Raw genomic sequence first — 13,495 nt, 5'->3', positions numbered from 1 at the left:
GGCCACCTGGGCGCACCAGCGGACGCGGAACCGGTCCGGATCAGGCCCGGTCCGGACGGTCCAACGCTGGGCGCGACCCGGGTCAGCCGTCCTTGGGCGGGCGGGCCGGGTACGCCGTCTCGCCGCGGGCGAGCATCGCCACGCTGGTCGCGATCCGCCGCGCCCGGGTCTCGGGCGTGCGCGCGGTCGTGACGCGGAACAGCACCGCGTACCGGTTCTGGCCGTCGAGCCGCGCGAACGCCGCCTGGGCGGCGGGCTCGGCCGCGAGCGCCGCAGCCAGGTCGTCGGGCACCTCGATGGTGGCCGGCCCGGCGTAGGCGGCGTCCCAGCGCCCGTCGGCCTTGGCCCGCTCGATCTCGGCGTAGCCGTTGGGCTGCATCCGGCCGGCCGCGATCAGGTCGGCCACGTACCCGACGTTGCGCTTGGACCACAGGCTGCGCGCCCGGCGCGGGGTGAAGCGCTGCCGGTAGGTGGCCTCGTCGATGCTCTTGGCCTGACCGTCGATCCAGCCCTGGCACAGCGCCTCCTGCAGGGCCTGGGCGTAGGTCAGGCTGGTGGGGCTCGTCGTGCCCTTCTTGGCCAGCACCAGCCACACCCCGGTCTGGAAGCTCACGTGCTCGGCCAGCCACGCCCGCCACGCGTCGACGTCGGGGACCACCAGCTCCTGCGCCTGCTCCGCCACCGGCGCATCGTGGCAGCCGGCACCGACAACGCGGGCCGTCAACGGGTTGCCGACAGGATGTCGGCCCCGTCGGGCAGGCTCCGGCCATGGACTGGCAGACGCACCCGGTGACCCCGGACCGGTTCGAGGACTTCGCCGACGTGGTCAACCCGAACCGGCGTGCCACGCACTGCTGGTGCCTGTCCCACCGGCTGCGCGGGCCGCAGATCGACGAGCTCGGTGACGGCAGCCGGGAGCAGGCCGCGCGGCGGCTGTGCGAGCGCGAGCACCCGCCCGGCGTCGTGACCTACCGCGACGGCATGCCGGTCGGCTGGGCCAGCATCAGCCCACGCGCCGACATCCCGCGGCTGGTCGGCAGCCGGCTCATCCACCCGGTCGACGACGTGGCGGTCTGGTCGGTCATCTGCGTCGTCGTGCGGGGCGGGTACCGGCGGCAGGGCGTCACCACGGCCCTGCTGCAGGGGGCCGTCGCCTACGCCGCCGGCCAGGGCGCCCCCGCCGTCGAGGCCTACCCGGTCGACCCGCCCGGCCGGATGGACACGACGATGGCGTTCATCGGCACCCGCGCCATGTTCGAACGGGTCGGGTTCTCGGTCGTCGGTCGCACGGACGCCGTCGCCTCCAAGCTGCCCCGGCTGGTCGTGCGCCGCACGCTGGTCGGGACCGACACGCGCTGACGACGGGCACGGCCGACGACGGGCACGGCCGACTACGGCGGCCTCGGCGAGGTATCAGGGCGGCCCGTGCTCGCGTCCTGCGCTCACCCGGCACCGCCCGGACCCCGCGACGGCGCCCCGACCCGAGGAGCCGTCATGACCGCAGCCACCCACCACCGATCCCGCCCCCGCCGGGGCCTGCTCGTCCTGCTCGCCGCGCTGGCCCTGCTGCTGCCGGTGCTGCTCGGGCCCGCTCCCGCGCAGGCCGCGCCCTACTGCGGCCTGACCTGGGGATCGCAGGCGAAGTCGTCCACCGCGACGGTCAACGCCCCCGCCCCGCGCGGGCACCTGGTCGACGTCCGCTCCGGCCGGCACGGCTGCTACGACCGGCTGGTCCTGGACGTGGACGGCGAGCTGCGTGGTTACGACGTCCGCTACGTGCAGGCCGTCCGCCAGGACGGCTCCGGGGCCGTCGTGCCCACCGCGGGCGGCGCCCGGCTGCAAGTCGTGGTGCGGGCCCCCGCCTACGACGACCGCGGGCGAGCCACCTACTCCCCCGCCTCCCCGGCCCGCCTGGCCGACGTCCGCGGGTACACCACGTTCCGGCAGGTGACCTGGGCCGGCACGTTCGAGGGCCAGTCCACCGTCGGCCTGGGCGTGCGGGCCCGGCTGCCGTTCCGGGTGCTCACCGTGGCCGGTCCCGGGAACGCGTCGCGGGTGGTGGTCGACGTGGCCCACCGCTGGTGAGCCGGACGGGCCACGTCGTGGCGAGCGCCTGCGGCCCCCGGCTCAGCCGACCGGCTGCGGGTCCCCGATGACGCCGACGAACCCGCCGTCGGCGTCGACGTTCTCGAAGCCCAGCCACACCCAGGCCCCGTCACGCCGCTGCACCAGCCGCCCGCTGTACAGCCGCTCGTCGCTCAGCAGCCGGGCCGCGCTCGCGTCGAACGGCCCGACGAGCGACGGTGCGTCCAGCCACCACACGCCACCGTCGACGCCCTGCGCGCGGCGGGCCGCGGACAGGTGCACGCCCGGGCACGAGAACAGCAGCACCGGACGACCGTCGACGACCTCGACCTGCGGCACCTCGAGGTGGCCGAACCCGGCGCCGGGGGCGCTGCGCGGCGCCCGGACCTGCCAGGTGTCGAGGTCCGGCGACCAGGCGTGGCCGATCACGCCGCGGTCGTCGGCCGGCCCGGTGGCGGCGCGGGCGGTGATCAGCATGTGCCAGCCGTCGCCGCCCGGGTCGCGGAACACCCACGGGTCCCGCCAGGCCTGGTCGTGCCAGGCCGTTCGGTCCAGCGTCTCGTACCAGCGGGCGTCGGGCTCGAGCAGCGCGGTGGTCCCCTCGCGCACCCAGGTCGTCAGGTCGTCGGAGCGCGCGACGCCGATGCGCTGCACCAGGCAGTCCTCGGCCCGGCTGGTGCCGGTGTAGAACATCCGCCAGCCGCCGTCGTCGTCGCGCACCACCGACCCGGTCCACGTGGTGCCGTCGTCGAACGCGGGCTCCTTGCGGGGCCACAGCGCGTCCGGCAGGAGCTCCCAGTCGACGAGGTCGTCGGACACCGCGTGGCCGACCCGGACGTGGAAGTGGCGTAGGTCCGGGTCCCCCAGCGAACGTGGCGCCTTCAGGAAGAACACGTGGTGCCGTTCGCCGTCGTCGGCGAACCAGAAGTCCCACACCCAGTCCTCGGCCAGCCTGAGCATCTAGCGGGTCAGCACCCGTCGCAGCCACCGGCGCCGAGCGTCGACCGCGTCGCGGGACAGCCTGGCCGTCGGCGCCAGGTGCTCGAAGCCGTGGCAGCCGCCGGGCCAGACGTGCAGCTCGGCGTCCCCGCCCGCGGCCCAGATGGCCGCGGCGTAGGCGACGTCCTCGTCCCGGAAGGTGTCCGCGGAGCCGACGTCGACGTAGGTGGCGGGCAGCCCCGCCAGGTCCTCGGCCCGCGACGGGGCGGCGTAGGCGGGCACGTCGGGGCCGCCGGCCGCCTCGCCCAGCATGGCCGCCCAGCCGGTGGCGTTCGCGGTGCGGTCCCAGACGCCCGCCCCGGCCATCTGCCAGGTGGAGGGCCGGTCGTTGCGGTCGTCGAGCATCGGGCACAGCAGCAGCTGCCCGCGCAGGGCCGGGCCGGACCGGTCGCGGGCCAGCAGCGCCACGGCGGCCGCGAGGCCTCCCCCGGCGCTGGTGCCGCCGACCACGACGGCGTCGGGGTCCAGGCCGAGCCTCGGCGCCGCCGAGGCCAGCCACACCAGCCCGGCGTAGCAGTCCTCGACCGGGCCCGGGTAGGGCGTCTCCGGGGCGAGCCGGTGCTCCACCGACACCACGGCCAGGCCCAGGTCGTGGGCCAGGTCCAGCAGCGGCGGCAGGTCGCGCCAGGCGTTGCCGGCGACCAGGCCGCCGCCGTGCACGTAGTACAGGACCGGGTGCCGGACCGCCCGGCCGCTGACCCCCCACACCGGGGTGCACACCACCAGCGGGACGTCGGGCGCGCCGACGGGGCCAGGGGCGTGCACCGTCCGCACCGTGAAGCGGCCGTCGCGGGACAGGGTGGCCTCGGTCGGGTCGGGGTCGCGCGGCGGGCGCTGCCGGACCTCCAGCACCTGCTCCGGCGTCATCGACGTCACCAGGTCGGCCGCGTTGTCGTGCAGCGCACGGGCGACATCGGGGTCGAACGGCGGTCGGGGCGAGGGGCGGGGCTGCGGTCGCGAGGTCGGTCCGGCCGGTGCGCTCACCCCTTCACCGAGCCCTGGAGCAGGGCGGAGACGAACTGCCGCTGGAAGATGACGAACACCAGCAGGGTGGGCGTGAGGATGAGCAGCGACCCGGCGCACAGCAGCGGGATGTCGGTGCCCCACTGGCCCTGGAACGCGCCGAGCGCCCCGGCCATCGTCCGCTTGAGCGGGTCGTCGACCAGCACGATCGCCAGCAGGAACTGGTTCCAGGTCCACAGGAACAGCAGGATCGCCAGGCTCGCCAGCGCCGGGCGGGCCAGCGGCACGTGGATCCGCCACAGCTGCTGCCACAGGTTGGCCCCGTCGATCTGCGCGGCCTCGGTCAGCTCCTTGGGCACCGTGACGAAGTGCGCCCGCATCCACAGCACGGCGAACGGCATGAACAGCCCGATCAGCGGCAGCACGATGGCCCACCGGGAGCCCAGCAGGCCCAGGTCGCGCATCTGGTAGTACAGCGGGATGACGATGCCCTCGAACGGCAGCGTCAGACCGAGGACGAACACGATGAACCCGATCCTGTGCCCGGGCATCCGGACCTGGCCGAAGGCGAACCCGGCGGCCGTGCCGATGATCATGGCGACGGGCACCACGCCGGCGACGATGAGCGCGCTGGACCACAGCAGCCGACCCATCTGCGCGGACTCGAACGCGAGCAGGAAGTTGCCCCACTGCGGGTCCTCGGGCCAGGCCAGGCCGGGCGGGTAGGTGCCGGTCGGGTGCAGCGCGGTGACGAACAGGCTGACGAACGGCAGCACCGTCACCGCCATGAGCAGGACGAGGGCGACCCGCCCGACCAGAGACTCGGACCGGCTGACGATCACTGCTCACCCCTCCGGACGACGTACTGCACGGGCAGGACCACGGCCAGGACGAGCAGGACCAGGACCACCGCGAGCGCGGAGGCCTGGCCGATGTCCCGGCTGGCGAAGGCCAGGTAGAAGATCTGCAGGCCGGGCACCGTGGTGGCGCCGCCGGGCCCGCCCTGGGTCGAGATGTAGACGATGTCGAAGCTGGCCAGCGCCGCGATCACGGTGACGGTCACGCAGACGCCGATCTCCTGCCGGACGCCGGGCACGGTGACGGCGAGGAACTCCCGCACCGGGCCGGCGCCGTCCAGGCGGGCGGCCTCGTACAGCGACGGGTCGATCTTGGTCATGCCGGACAGCAGCAGCAGCGTGCACAGCCCCAGCAGCACCCAGGCGCCGATGACGCCCACCGCGGACAGGGCGGTGCCGATGTCGCCGAGCCACGCCCGGGTGAGGAACCCGAGGCCGACCAGGCTCAGCAGCTCGTTGACCGCACCGCGGCTGGACAGCAGCCAGCTCCAGGTGATGCCGGCCGCGACCAGCGGGATGACCTGGGGCAGGAACACGACGGTGCGCGCCACCAGCGCGAGCCGGCTGGTGGCGATCCGGCGGATGGTGGCCGCGACCACCAGGCCGACCACGACGGGCACGCCGCTGAAGAACAGGATCAGCTGGAAGGCGTGGACCAGGGAGCCGTACAGCGTCGGGTCGGTGAGGATCCGGGCGTAGTTGTCCAGGCCGACCGGGGTGGACGGCCCGATGCCGTTCCAGTCGTAGAACGAGTACTGCGCGGTCAGGCCGAGCGGGCGCAGCACGAACACGCCGTAGAACAGGGCCGCCGGGGCGACCAGGAGCCAGCCGACGACGGCGCCGTGGTGTCGGCGCCGCCGCCGGCGGGGAAGGACCCCCGTCCCCGGGCCGGGGCCGCTGCCGGCAGACAGGCTCCTCTCGGCGGTGCGGGGACGGGGGTCGACGGTCATCGGCCGGAGACCTCGGCCTCGTAGTCGGCCTGCACGGTGGCCAGCAGGTCGGCGGGCTCGACGCCACCGGCGACGAGCTGCTGCAGCTGCGGGGTCCAGCTCTGGGCGTAGATCGAGCCGGTGGCGTTGGCGATGAAGTCCATCGCGCCGTCGTCCTCGGCGATGGTGGCGCCGGCCGCCAGGGTCTGCGACGTCACGGACTCCGCGTCGACCTCGGGCATGTAGGCGTCGGCCGGGCCCATGGGCCGCGACCCACCGACCTCGACGAGGATGTCGCGGGCGGTCTCGGACGTGGCGGTCCAGTCGAGGAAGAAGGCCGCGCAGCCGGGGTTCTCGGCGTTGGCGCTGATGCCGAAAGTCAGCGGCGCCGACATGGCGGCCTGCGGGCCGCCCTCCTCCAGCGGCGGCATCAGGAAGAAGCCGACGTTGCCGGGCATCTGGGTGTCGAGGTTGCCGGACTCCCAGTCGCCGTTGTGGATGAACAGGCTGTCGCCCTCGATGAACCGGGACATCATCATCGAGTAGTCGAGGGAGTTGACGTCGTCGGCGAAGTAGCCGGCCTCGATCCAGCCCTGCAGGTGCTGGACCGCCTCGAGGTTGGCCGGGGTGTCGATGCTCGCCCCGTCCTGCTGGAAGATCCAGCTGTTGATCTCGCCGGGGTCGCCGTAGCTGGCCATGAGGTTCTGCAGCGGGAACGCCAGACCGCCCGTGGCCCCGCCGTTGAACTGCGCCATCGGCGTGATGCCGGCGTCCACGGCGGCCTGCATGACCTCGTCGAGCTCGGCCAGGGTGGCCGGCGGCTCGGTCATGCCGACCTGCTCGGCCAGCTCCTTGTTGTAGAACACGCCGGTCATGCTGGCGTTGATGCCCATGGCGTACAGCGGGCCCTCGCCGCGACGGCCCTCGTCGTCGACCCGCAGCTGCTCCAGCTGCGACTCCGGCCAGGTGTCCCAGCCCAGCTCGGCCGCGTACGGGTCGAGGTCCAGCAGCAACCCGTCGGCGGCCAGCTCGGACACCTGGGGCAGGCGCATCAGGTCCGGCGGGTCGTCGGCCAGCACGCGGGGTGCGTTCTGGGTGATGACGGCGAACTGGTCCTCGCGCACCTCCCAGGTGACGTCGGGGTACTCCTCGGTGAACGCGTCCGTCAGCGCCGTCGCGACGGGGAAGCCGGTCTCGAAGTAGGCCTGCATGGTGACGGGGCCGTCGCCGCAGGTGGCGTCGACGGCGGGCGCGGCGGCCTCGGAGCCGTCGGCCGCGGGCTCGGAGCCGTCGGCGGCGGGCTCGGGGGCGTCGGCCTCGGTCGAGCCGCCGGGGGCGGCGCAGGCGGCCAGCGGGAGCAGGCCGGCCAGCAGCAGGGCGGGAAGGACGGTGGGACGGGTGCGCGGGGGCATCGGGGCCTACCTCTCGTCAACGGTGACGTCAGGCTGCAGGAACCAGTCTGGTGGCTAAATCGGATTAGCACGAGGATGCTGACACCCCGCCTGCGCTACCGTCAACCGGTCTCGCCCGACCGGGGCCGACGTGACCGAGACGTGACCGGGCCGTGACCGGGGCGGGACCGAGAGGTGGTGGCCGTGGCCGCGAGGCGCAGGGTGACGCTGGCCGACGTGGCCCGCGCGGCGGGCGTGTCGTCGACCACGGCGTCGCTGGTGCTGTCCGGTCGGGCCCGCGAGCTCCGCCTGTCGGTCGAGGTCGAGGAGCGCGTCGTGCAGGCCGCCCGCGAGCTCGACTACCGCCGCAACATCGTCTCGGTCGGGCTGCGCACCGGACGCACGGGCACGCTCGGGTTCGTCTCGGACACCGTCGCCACGTCACAGCTGGCCGGCAACATGATCAAGGGCGCGCTCGAGCGGGCGCACGAGCGCGGCCTGATGCTGCTCATCGGGGAGTCCGGCGGCGACCCGGACGACGAGAAGCGGCTGCTGGCGTCGATGGGCGACCGCCAGGTGGACGGGCTGGTGGTGGCCAGCATGTTCACCCGCGAGCGCGAGGACCCGACGCCGGACCTGCACGTGCCCGCCGTGCTGCTCAACGCCGTGTCGACGGGCGCGACACCGGTACCGACGGTGCTGCCCGACGAGTGGGCCGCCGGGCGCGACGCCGCCACCGTGCTGCTGCAGGCGGGCCACCGGGACGGGGTGCACCTGGTGGGGGTGGGCACCTCGCCCGACGAGGTGCCCCCGGGCGGTGTGGCCGCCGCCGAGCGGCTCGACGCCCTCACCCGGACCTTCGCCGAGGCCGGGGTGAGACTGGCCGGCGGGCGTCCGCTCGAGGCGTGGGTCCCGCCGCTGGGCCTGGAGGCGACCCGGTCGATCCTGCGCGAGGGTCGGCCGAGCGCACTGGTCTGCTTCAACGACCACCTGGCCCTGGGCGCCTACCAGGCCCTGGCCGAGGCGGGCCTGCGGGTGCCCGAGGACGTGTCGGTCATCGCCTTCGACGACATCCCGCTCGCCGCGTGGCTGCGGCCCGCGCTGACCACGGTCGCGCTGCCGCACCGCGAGCTGGGCCGCGCCGCGATCGACCTGCTGTGCGACCTGCTCGACGGCGGCGCCGGCCCGTCGCCCGACCAGCCGCTGCGCCTGCCCATGCCGGTCCGCCACCGCGAGTCGGTCGGCCCGCCCCGAGGGTGACGGCAGGGCCCGCACGCGGGCCCCGCCGCCTGGCCCGGGCCGTCGGACCGTCGGACCGTCGGACCGTCGGACCGTCGGACCTCAGGCGGCCACGGAGCGGCCCGCCAGCCGGGTGCCGTGCGCGGCCGCGGCGGTGTGGGCCTCGCGCAGGGCGACCTCGGCCGCCTCGACCAGGTGGGCCATCTGCGGGGTCACCGGGGCCAGCGTCAGGTCGGCGGTGACGGTGTCGACGGCCATGCCGAACACGTCGCCGAGGATGCGCTCGAGGTAGGCCGTCGCGTGGTCCCAGCCGTGCCGCGGCGTGCCGGGCCGGTACCCGCCGCCCTGGCTGGCGACCACCAGGGCGCCCCGCCCCTGCAGCGCGGTGGTGCCGGGCCCGAGCCGCGGGTCGGCGATGAGCAGGTCGATCCAGACCTTCGTGTACTGGCTCACCCCGAAGTTGAACAGCGGCGAGGCCAGCACCAGCTGGTCGGCGCCGATGAGCTCGTCGGCCAGCGTCGTGACCAGCTGGTGGGCCTCGCGCTGCGCCGGGGTCCGGTCCTGCTCGGGCAGCGGGGCCGCGGCCAGCGCGTCGACCCAGGCCGTGGCGGGCAGCGGGGACGCCGAGAGGTCGCGGCGGACCACGGTCCCGGTCGGGTGCTCGGCCAGCCAGGCGTCGGTGGCGCTGTCGGCGACGGCGCGGCTGACGGAGCCGTCGGTGCGGAAGCTGGCGTCGACGCGGAGAAGCGTGGGCATGGAAACTCCTTGGTTGACTAGATGTTCTGTAGTCAGACGAGATGTGCAGCCGACCATCTTGGTCAAGGAGTACCGTGGTCGCATGGTCCGGTCGACGTCGGCGTCGCGGCCCCCGGCGTCCGAGGCCGAGGGCCACCCCGACGCGCTCGTGGGCGCCTGCGCCGCCCAGGCCGAGCCCGGAGACCTCGGCTGGGCCCTGGCGGTGCTGCTGCGGGCCCACGCCCGCTCCGCCGACCGCGTGCTGCAGGACCTGCCCGGGGGCGCCCGCGCGTTCCGGCTGCTCAGCGCGGTGGAGCAGGGGCAGCCCAACCAGCTCGCGCTGGCCCAGGCCTCGGGCCTGGACAAGACCGTCGTCACGTACCTGCTCGACGACCTGGCCGGGGCCGGGCTCATCGAGCGTCGGCCCGACCCGAACGACCGCCGCGCCCGCCGCATCGTGCTGACCCCGGCCGGCGTGGAGCGGCTGGCGGACTTCCACACCCGGCTCGACCGGGTCGAGGACCACCTGTTCGACGGTCTGCCGGCGGCCGAGGTGACCGAGCTGCGCCGCCTGCTCCAGCGGGCGGCGGGCCGGGTCCGTGAGCACGACCCGACGACCTGCGCGCACGTGGCCGCCCTGGCCGCCGACCTGCCGGGCTGAGCCCGGCGCGTCGCCCAACGGCCACCGTCGGCTCGGGCCCCGTTGTCCGCTCGTTCACCGCGGCGACACCCGGGCGGTCCAGCGTGAGGGCACGTGAGTACACGCACCCGGCCCAGCAGGCCCCCGCTCCCCCGTCCGCTCGCCGTCGCCGCGGCGGCGCTCGCCCTGCCGCTCGCCCTCGGCACCGCCGGCCCCGTCGCGGCCACCACCTCCGAGGCGCCGAGCCCGACCGCCGAGCAGCGCCCCGCCGCGAGCTCCGACCGTTCCGAGCCGCTGACCCAGGTCGAGCGCCTGGCCGGCGAACGGATCACGGTGAGCAGCAGCTCAACCGACGTCGCGCCCGGGGTCGAGCGGACCTCGGCCCGGCTGCTGGACGCGCGGGGCTGGCTCGACGTGGACCTGCTGACGGTCGACCTGGCCGACGGCGCCAACAACCTGGAGCTGCTGACCCCCGACACCGTCGCCGACACCGCCACCGTGCCGGAGATGGCCGCGGGCACCGGCAGCGTGGCCGCCGTCAACGGCGACTTCTTCCACATCAGCGCCTCCGGCGCGGCGCTCGGCGGCGAGGTCCGCGACGGCGAGGTCCGTAAGGGCCCCGACCCGGGCCGCACCAACCACGCCGGGCTCACCACCGACGGCCTGGGCTCGCTGGCGAGCCTGGTGCTGGCCGGCACCGTCACCGCCGGCGGCACCGAGCACGCCCTGGCCGGGCTCAACCAGCAGGGCCTGAGCGCGGGCGTCGCCGTCTACACGCCGGAGTGGGGCGACGAGGCCGACCTGACGTACGCCCTGGGCGGTCAGGCCGCCACGTTCGTCTCGGTCTCCGGCACAGCGTCGGCGGGCACCGTCGTGTCGGTCACGTCGGAGCTGGCGGCGGCCACCATCCCCGACGACGGCTACCTGCTGCTCGGCCGGGGCGCGACCGCCGCCCCGCTGGCGCAGCTGCAGGCCGGTGACCCGGTCTCCTACGCTCTCGACCTGCGCGGCGACGCGCAGATGCGGGTCGCGCTGGCCGGCGGCGACGTCCTGGTCCGGGACGGCGTCGTGCCGAGCACGCTGAACGACACCGAGCTGGCGCCGCGCACGGCCATCGGGTTCGGTGACGACGGCGAGACGATGTACCTGCTCGTCGTGGACGGCCGCCAGTCGGACTCCCGCGGCACCACCATCCGCGAGACCGGCGAGCTGCTGCGGCACGCGGGCGCCAACGACGGCCTCAACCTGGACGGCGGCGGGTCCAGCACCATGCTCGCCCGCTCCGCCGGTGACGCCGACCCGACGCTGGTCAACGACCCGTCCGACGGGGCGCTGCGCGCCGACGCGAACGGTCTCGGCCTGACCACCGCGGCCGGCAGCGGGCGGCCGGCGGGGATCCGGATCGCGCCGGTCGACGCCGTGACCCCCGGTGCGGCCGACGACGCGGTGGGCCTGTCCGACGGCCTGGACCGGGTCTTCCCGGGCCTGACCCGGCGACTGTCCGGCACCCCGCACGACGAGACGTTCGGCCCCGCCCCGGCCACCGTCCGCTGGACCAGCGACCGCACGCAGACCGCCTCGGTCCGCCAGGACGCCGACGGCCACGCGCTAATCGCCGGGCGCCGCACCGGCACCACCCAGGTCGTCGCCACCGCGGGCCGCGGCACCGGCGCCGTCCGCGCGACCAGCGAGGTCCGGGTGCTGGGTGAGCTGGAGCGCCTGGCCGTGGAGCCCGGCACCGTCGCGCTCGAGGACGCCGGGCAGAGCACCCGCATGGTCGTCGTCGGCTACGACGCCGACGGCTTCCGCGCCCCCGTCGACCCGGTGGACGTCGAGGTCAGCGCGGCCGACGACGTCGTCGACGTCACCGCCGACGGCGTCGGGTACGCCGTCACCGCCACCACGGGCGGCGAGGCGACGGTGCTGACCGTCCGCGTCGGCGACGTCGTCACCTACGTGCCCGTCACCACCGGCCTGGCCACGATCGAGGTCGAGGACTTCGCCTTCGGCGGCGGCGTGGGTGGCTGGTACGCCAGCGAGGTCGGTGCCCCCGGCCCTCGGCTGAGCAGCACCACCGGTAGCGACGGCACGGCTGCGAGCGCGCTGCGGCTGGACTACGACTTCACCGGCACCCGCTCCACGCGGGCCGCGTACGTCAACGCCCCGGGCCTGGCCCTGCCGCTGCCCGGCGAGCCGCGCCGGCTGCGGCTGAGCGTCGACGGGGACGGGCAGGGCGCCTGGTTCCGCGCCGTCGTGCGCGACGCGGCGGGCACCAGCTACACGCTCAACCTGACCGAGCAGGCGACCGGCGTCGGCTGGACCGGCTGGCGCACCGTGAGTGCGGCCGTCCCGGCCGGCGTGCAGTACCCGCTGACCCTGCGCCAGGTGTACCCCGTGGAGACCGTAGGCGCCGAGCGCTACACCGGCAGCATCGCCGTCGACGACCTGGCCGTCGACGTCGCGCAGTCCGTCGACGTCCCCGCCACCGACCAGCCGCAGGACCGCATCGTGCTCGGCAGCGAGGACGCGGGTGCGGACTCCTTCGACTCCGTCGTCACCGGTGAGGACCACGACGACCGGTGGACGTTCGCCGTCATGAACGACGCGCAGTTCACGGCCGCCGGGGCGGACGGGGCGATCGTGCGCGACACCCGCCGGGTGCTGCGCGAGATCGTCGCCACCGACCCGGAGTTCCTCGTCATCAACGGTGACTTCGTCGACACGTCGTACCCGGCCGACTTCGCCCTGGCGCAGCGGATCCTGGCCGAGGAGGTCGGCGACGCGTTCCCCGTCCACTACTCCCCCGGCAACCACGAGGTCCTGGGCACGAGCCGGATCGACGAGTTCGTCGACGCGTTCGGCGAGACCCGCCGCACGTTCGACCACCGGGGCACCCGGTTCGTGCTGCTGAACAGCGCGTTCGGCACGCTGCGCGGCTCGGACTACTCCCAGCTGGTCGAGCTGCGGGACTCCCTGGACGACGCCGTCACCGACCCGGACGTGGACAACGTGGTCGTCATGGCCCACCACCCGGTCGACGACCCGGGTCCCGCCAAGAACAGCCAGCTGGCCGACCGGCTCGAGGCCGCGATGCTGCAGCAGTGGCTGGCGGAGTTCGAGGCCGACTCCGGCAAGGACGCGGCCTACGTCGCCGGGCACGCGGGCACGTTCGACGCGACCCGCGCCGACGGCTCGGAGTACCTGGTGGTCGGCAACACCGCCAAGGACGCCTCGACGGCGCCCGGTGACGGCGGGTTCACCGGCTGGGTGGAGCTGGGCGTCGACCACGACGCCGCCGACTGGCTGCTCGCCGACGTCAACCCCGTGACCGACTCGATGGCCTCTGTCGGGGACGGCCAGGTCGCGGTGGGGACGTCGGACGAGCTGCTGGCCACGCTCACCCAGCCGGGCGGACGGGTGGTCCCCGTGGGCTGGCCGATGTCGGTGTCGTGGGCCGGTGACGGCGTCCACGTCGTGCGCGACGGGCAGCGCGCCCCGCGCCGCGCCGTGGCCAGCTACGACCCGGCCACCGGCGAGCTGGTCGGGCTGCGCGCGGGCACCGGGTCGCTGACCGTCCGCACGGGCACCGGCGAGCTCGAGATCCCGGTCACCGTCACCGGGTGAGGCGGTGGCGGCGGGGGTCGCGGGCGGACGACC

12 protein-coding genes are annotated in these 13,495 nt (G+C 75.0%); 5 read left to right on the top strand and 7 right to left on the bottom strand.

What is annotated here, in order from left to right:
* Positions 1-82: 82 nt before the first annotated feature.
* Positions 83-682 (bottom strand): YdeI family protein, encoded by a 600-nt coding sequence (locus SJY06_RS09320; protein WP_380166855.1) that lies wholly within the window; start codon positions 680-682, stop codon positions 83-85.
* 86 nt (positions 683-768) lie between these two features.
* Here SJY06_RS09320 and SJY06_RS09315 point away from each other — a divergent pair, with 86 nt between their 5' ends.
* Complete coding sequence (locus tag SJY06_RS09315; protein WP_380166853.1) at positions 769-1,359, top strand: GNAT family N-acetyltransferase; 591 nt, start codon at positions 769-771, stop codon at positions 1,357-1,359.
* A gap of 135 nt (positions 1,360-1,494) precedes the next feature.
* A complete protein-coding gene (locus tag SJY06_RS09310; protein WP_380166851.1) occupies positions 1,495-2,085 on the top strand; it encodes a hypothetical protein in 591 nt (196 codons plus the stop codon).
* Between the two features lie 42 nt (positions 2,086-2,127).
* Here SJY06_RS09310 and SJY06_RS09305 read toward each other — a convergent pair whose 3' ends face one another.
* Genes SJY06_RS09305 through SJY06_RS09285 form a run of 5 tightly spaced genes read right to left on the bottom strand, consistent with a single transcriptional unit; the run spans position 2,128 to position 7,245 of the window.
* The gene (locus tag SJY06_RS09305) at positions 2,128-3,045 is read right to left on the bottom strand and encodes a levansucrase (protein ID WP_380166849.1); all 918 of its coding nucleotides are present in this window, start codon (positions 3,043-3,045) and stop codon (positions 2,128-2,130) included.
* Positions 3,046-4,068 (bottom strand): alpha/beta hydrolase fold domain-containing protein, encoded by a 1,023-nt coding sequence (locus SJY06_RS09300; protein ID WP_380166847.1) that lies wholly within the window; start codon positions 4,066-4,068, stop codon positions 3,046-3,048.
* Positions 4,065-4,889: a carbohydrate ABC transporter permease gene (locus tag SJY06_RS09295; protein WP_380166845.1), complete on the bottom strand. Its 825-nt coding sequence runs from the start codon at positions 4,887-4,889 to the stop codon at positions 4,065-4,067. The genes SJY06_RS09300 and SJY06_RS09295 overlap by 4 nt, the downstream gene beginning before the upstream one ends.
* A complete protein-coding gene (locus SJY06_RS09290; protein WP_380166843.1) occupies positions 4,886-5,854 on the bottom strand; it encodes a carbohydrate ABC transporter permease in 969 nt (322 codons plus the stop codon). The genes SJY06_RS09295 and SJY06_RS09290 overlap by 4 nt, the downstream gene beginning before the upstream one ends.
* Positions 5,851-7,245 (bottom strand): ABC transporter substrate-binding protein, encoded by a 1,395-nt coding sequence (locus SJY06_RS09285; protein WP_380166841.1) that lies wholly within the window; start codon positions 7,243-7,245, stop codon positions 5,851-5,853. The genes SJY06_RS09290 and SJY06_RS09285 overlap by 4 nt, the downstream gene beginning before the upstream one ends.
* 183 nt (positions 7,246-7,428) lie before the next feature.
* Between SJY06_RS09285 and SJY06_RS09280 the strand changes: the two genes are divergently transcribed.
* Positions 7,429-8,484, top strand: coding sequence for a LacI family DNA-binding transcriptional regulator (locus tag SJY06_RS09280; RefSeq protein WP_380166839.1), 1,056 nt, complete (start codon positions 7,429-7,431; stop codon positions 8,482-8,484).
* An 81-nt stretch (positions 8,485-8,565) separates the two neighbouring features.
* Here the strand turns inward: SJY06_RS09280 and SJY06_RS09275 are convergent, their stop codons facing one another.
* On the bottom strand, positions 8,566-9,219 hold the full coding sequence (locus tag SJY06_RS09275) for an FMN-dependent NADH-azoreductase (protein ID WP_380166837.1): 654 nt from the start codon (positions 9,217-9,219) through the stop codon (positions 8,566-8,568).
* 82 nt (positions 9,220-9,301) lie between these two features.
* Here SJY06_RS09275 and SJY06_RS09270 point away from each other — a divergent pair, with 82 nt between their 5' ends.
* The gene (locus SJY06_RS09270; protein ID WP_380166835.1) at positions 9,302-9,859 is read left to right on the top strand and encodes a MarR family winged helix-turn-helix transcriptional regulator; all 558 of its coding nucleotides are present in this window, start codon (positions 9,302-9,304) and stop codon (positions 9,857-9,859) included.
* A 93-nt stretch (positions 9,860-9,952) separates the two neighbouring features.
* A complete protein-coding gene (locus SJY06_RS09265; RefSeq protein WP_380166834.1) occupies positions 9,953-13,462 on the top strand; it encodes a phosphodiester glycosidase family protein in 3,510 nt (1,169 codons plus the stop codon).
* The last annotated feature ends 33 nt before the right edge of the window (positions 13,463-13,495 follow it).

The sequence above is a fragment of the Jannaschia sp. R86511 genome, assembly GCF_042466345.1.
Classification (GTDB): domain Bacteria; phylum Actinomycetota; class Actinomycetes; order Actinomycetales; family JBBAYJ01; genus Aquipuribacter.
Note: the sequence above shows the minus strand (reverse complement) of the source record. Positions and strands in the feature narration are given on the sequence as shown.

What these genes read in the sequence shown, in the direction of transcription:
- SJY06_RS09285 (WP_380166841.1), bottom strand. Translation starts at nt 7,245, where the DNA reads ATGCCCCCGCGCACCCGTCCCACCGTCCTTCCCGCCCTGCTGCTGGCC.
- SJY06_RS09275 (WP_380166837.1), bottom strand. Translation starts at nt 9,219, where the DNA reads ATGCCCACGCTTCTCCGCGTCGACGCCAGCTTCCGCACCGACGGCTCC.
- SJY06_RS09305 (WP_380166849.1), bottom strand. Translation starts at nt 3,045, where the DNA reads ATGCTCAGGCTGGCCGAGGACTGGGTGTGGGACTTCTGGTTCGCCGAC.
- SJY06_RS09290 (WP_380166843.1), bottom strand. Translation starts at nt 5,854, where the DNA reads ATGACCGTCGACCCCCGTCCCCGCACCGCCGAGAGGAGCCTGTCTGCC.
- SJY06_RS09270 (WP_380166835.1), top strand. Translation starts at nt 9,302, where the DNA reads ATGGTCCGGTCGACGTCGGCGTCGCGGCCCCCGGCGTCCGAGGCCGAG.
- SJY06_RS09310 (WP_380166851.1), top strand. Translation starts at nt 1,495, where the DNA reads ATGACCGCAGCCACCCACCACCGATCCCGCCCCCGCCGGGGCCTGCTC.
- SJY06_RS09315 (WP_380166853.1), top strand. Translation starts at nt 769, where the DNA reads ATGGACTGGCAGACGCACCCGGTGACCCCGGACCGGTTCGAGGACTTC.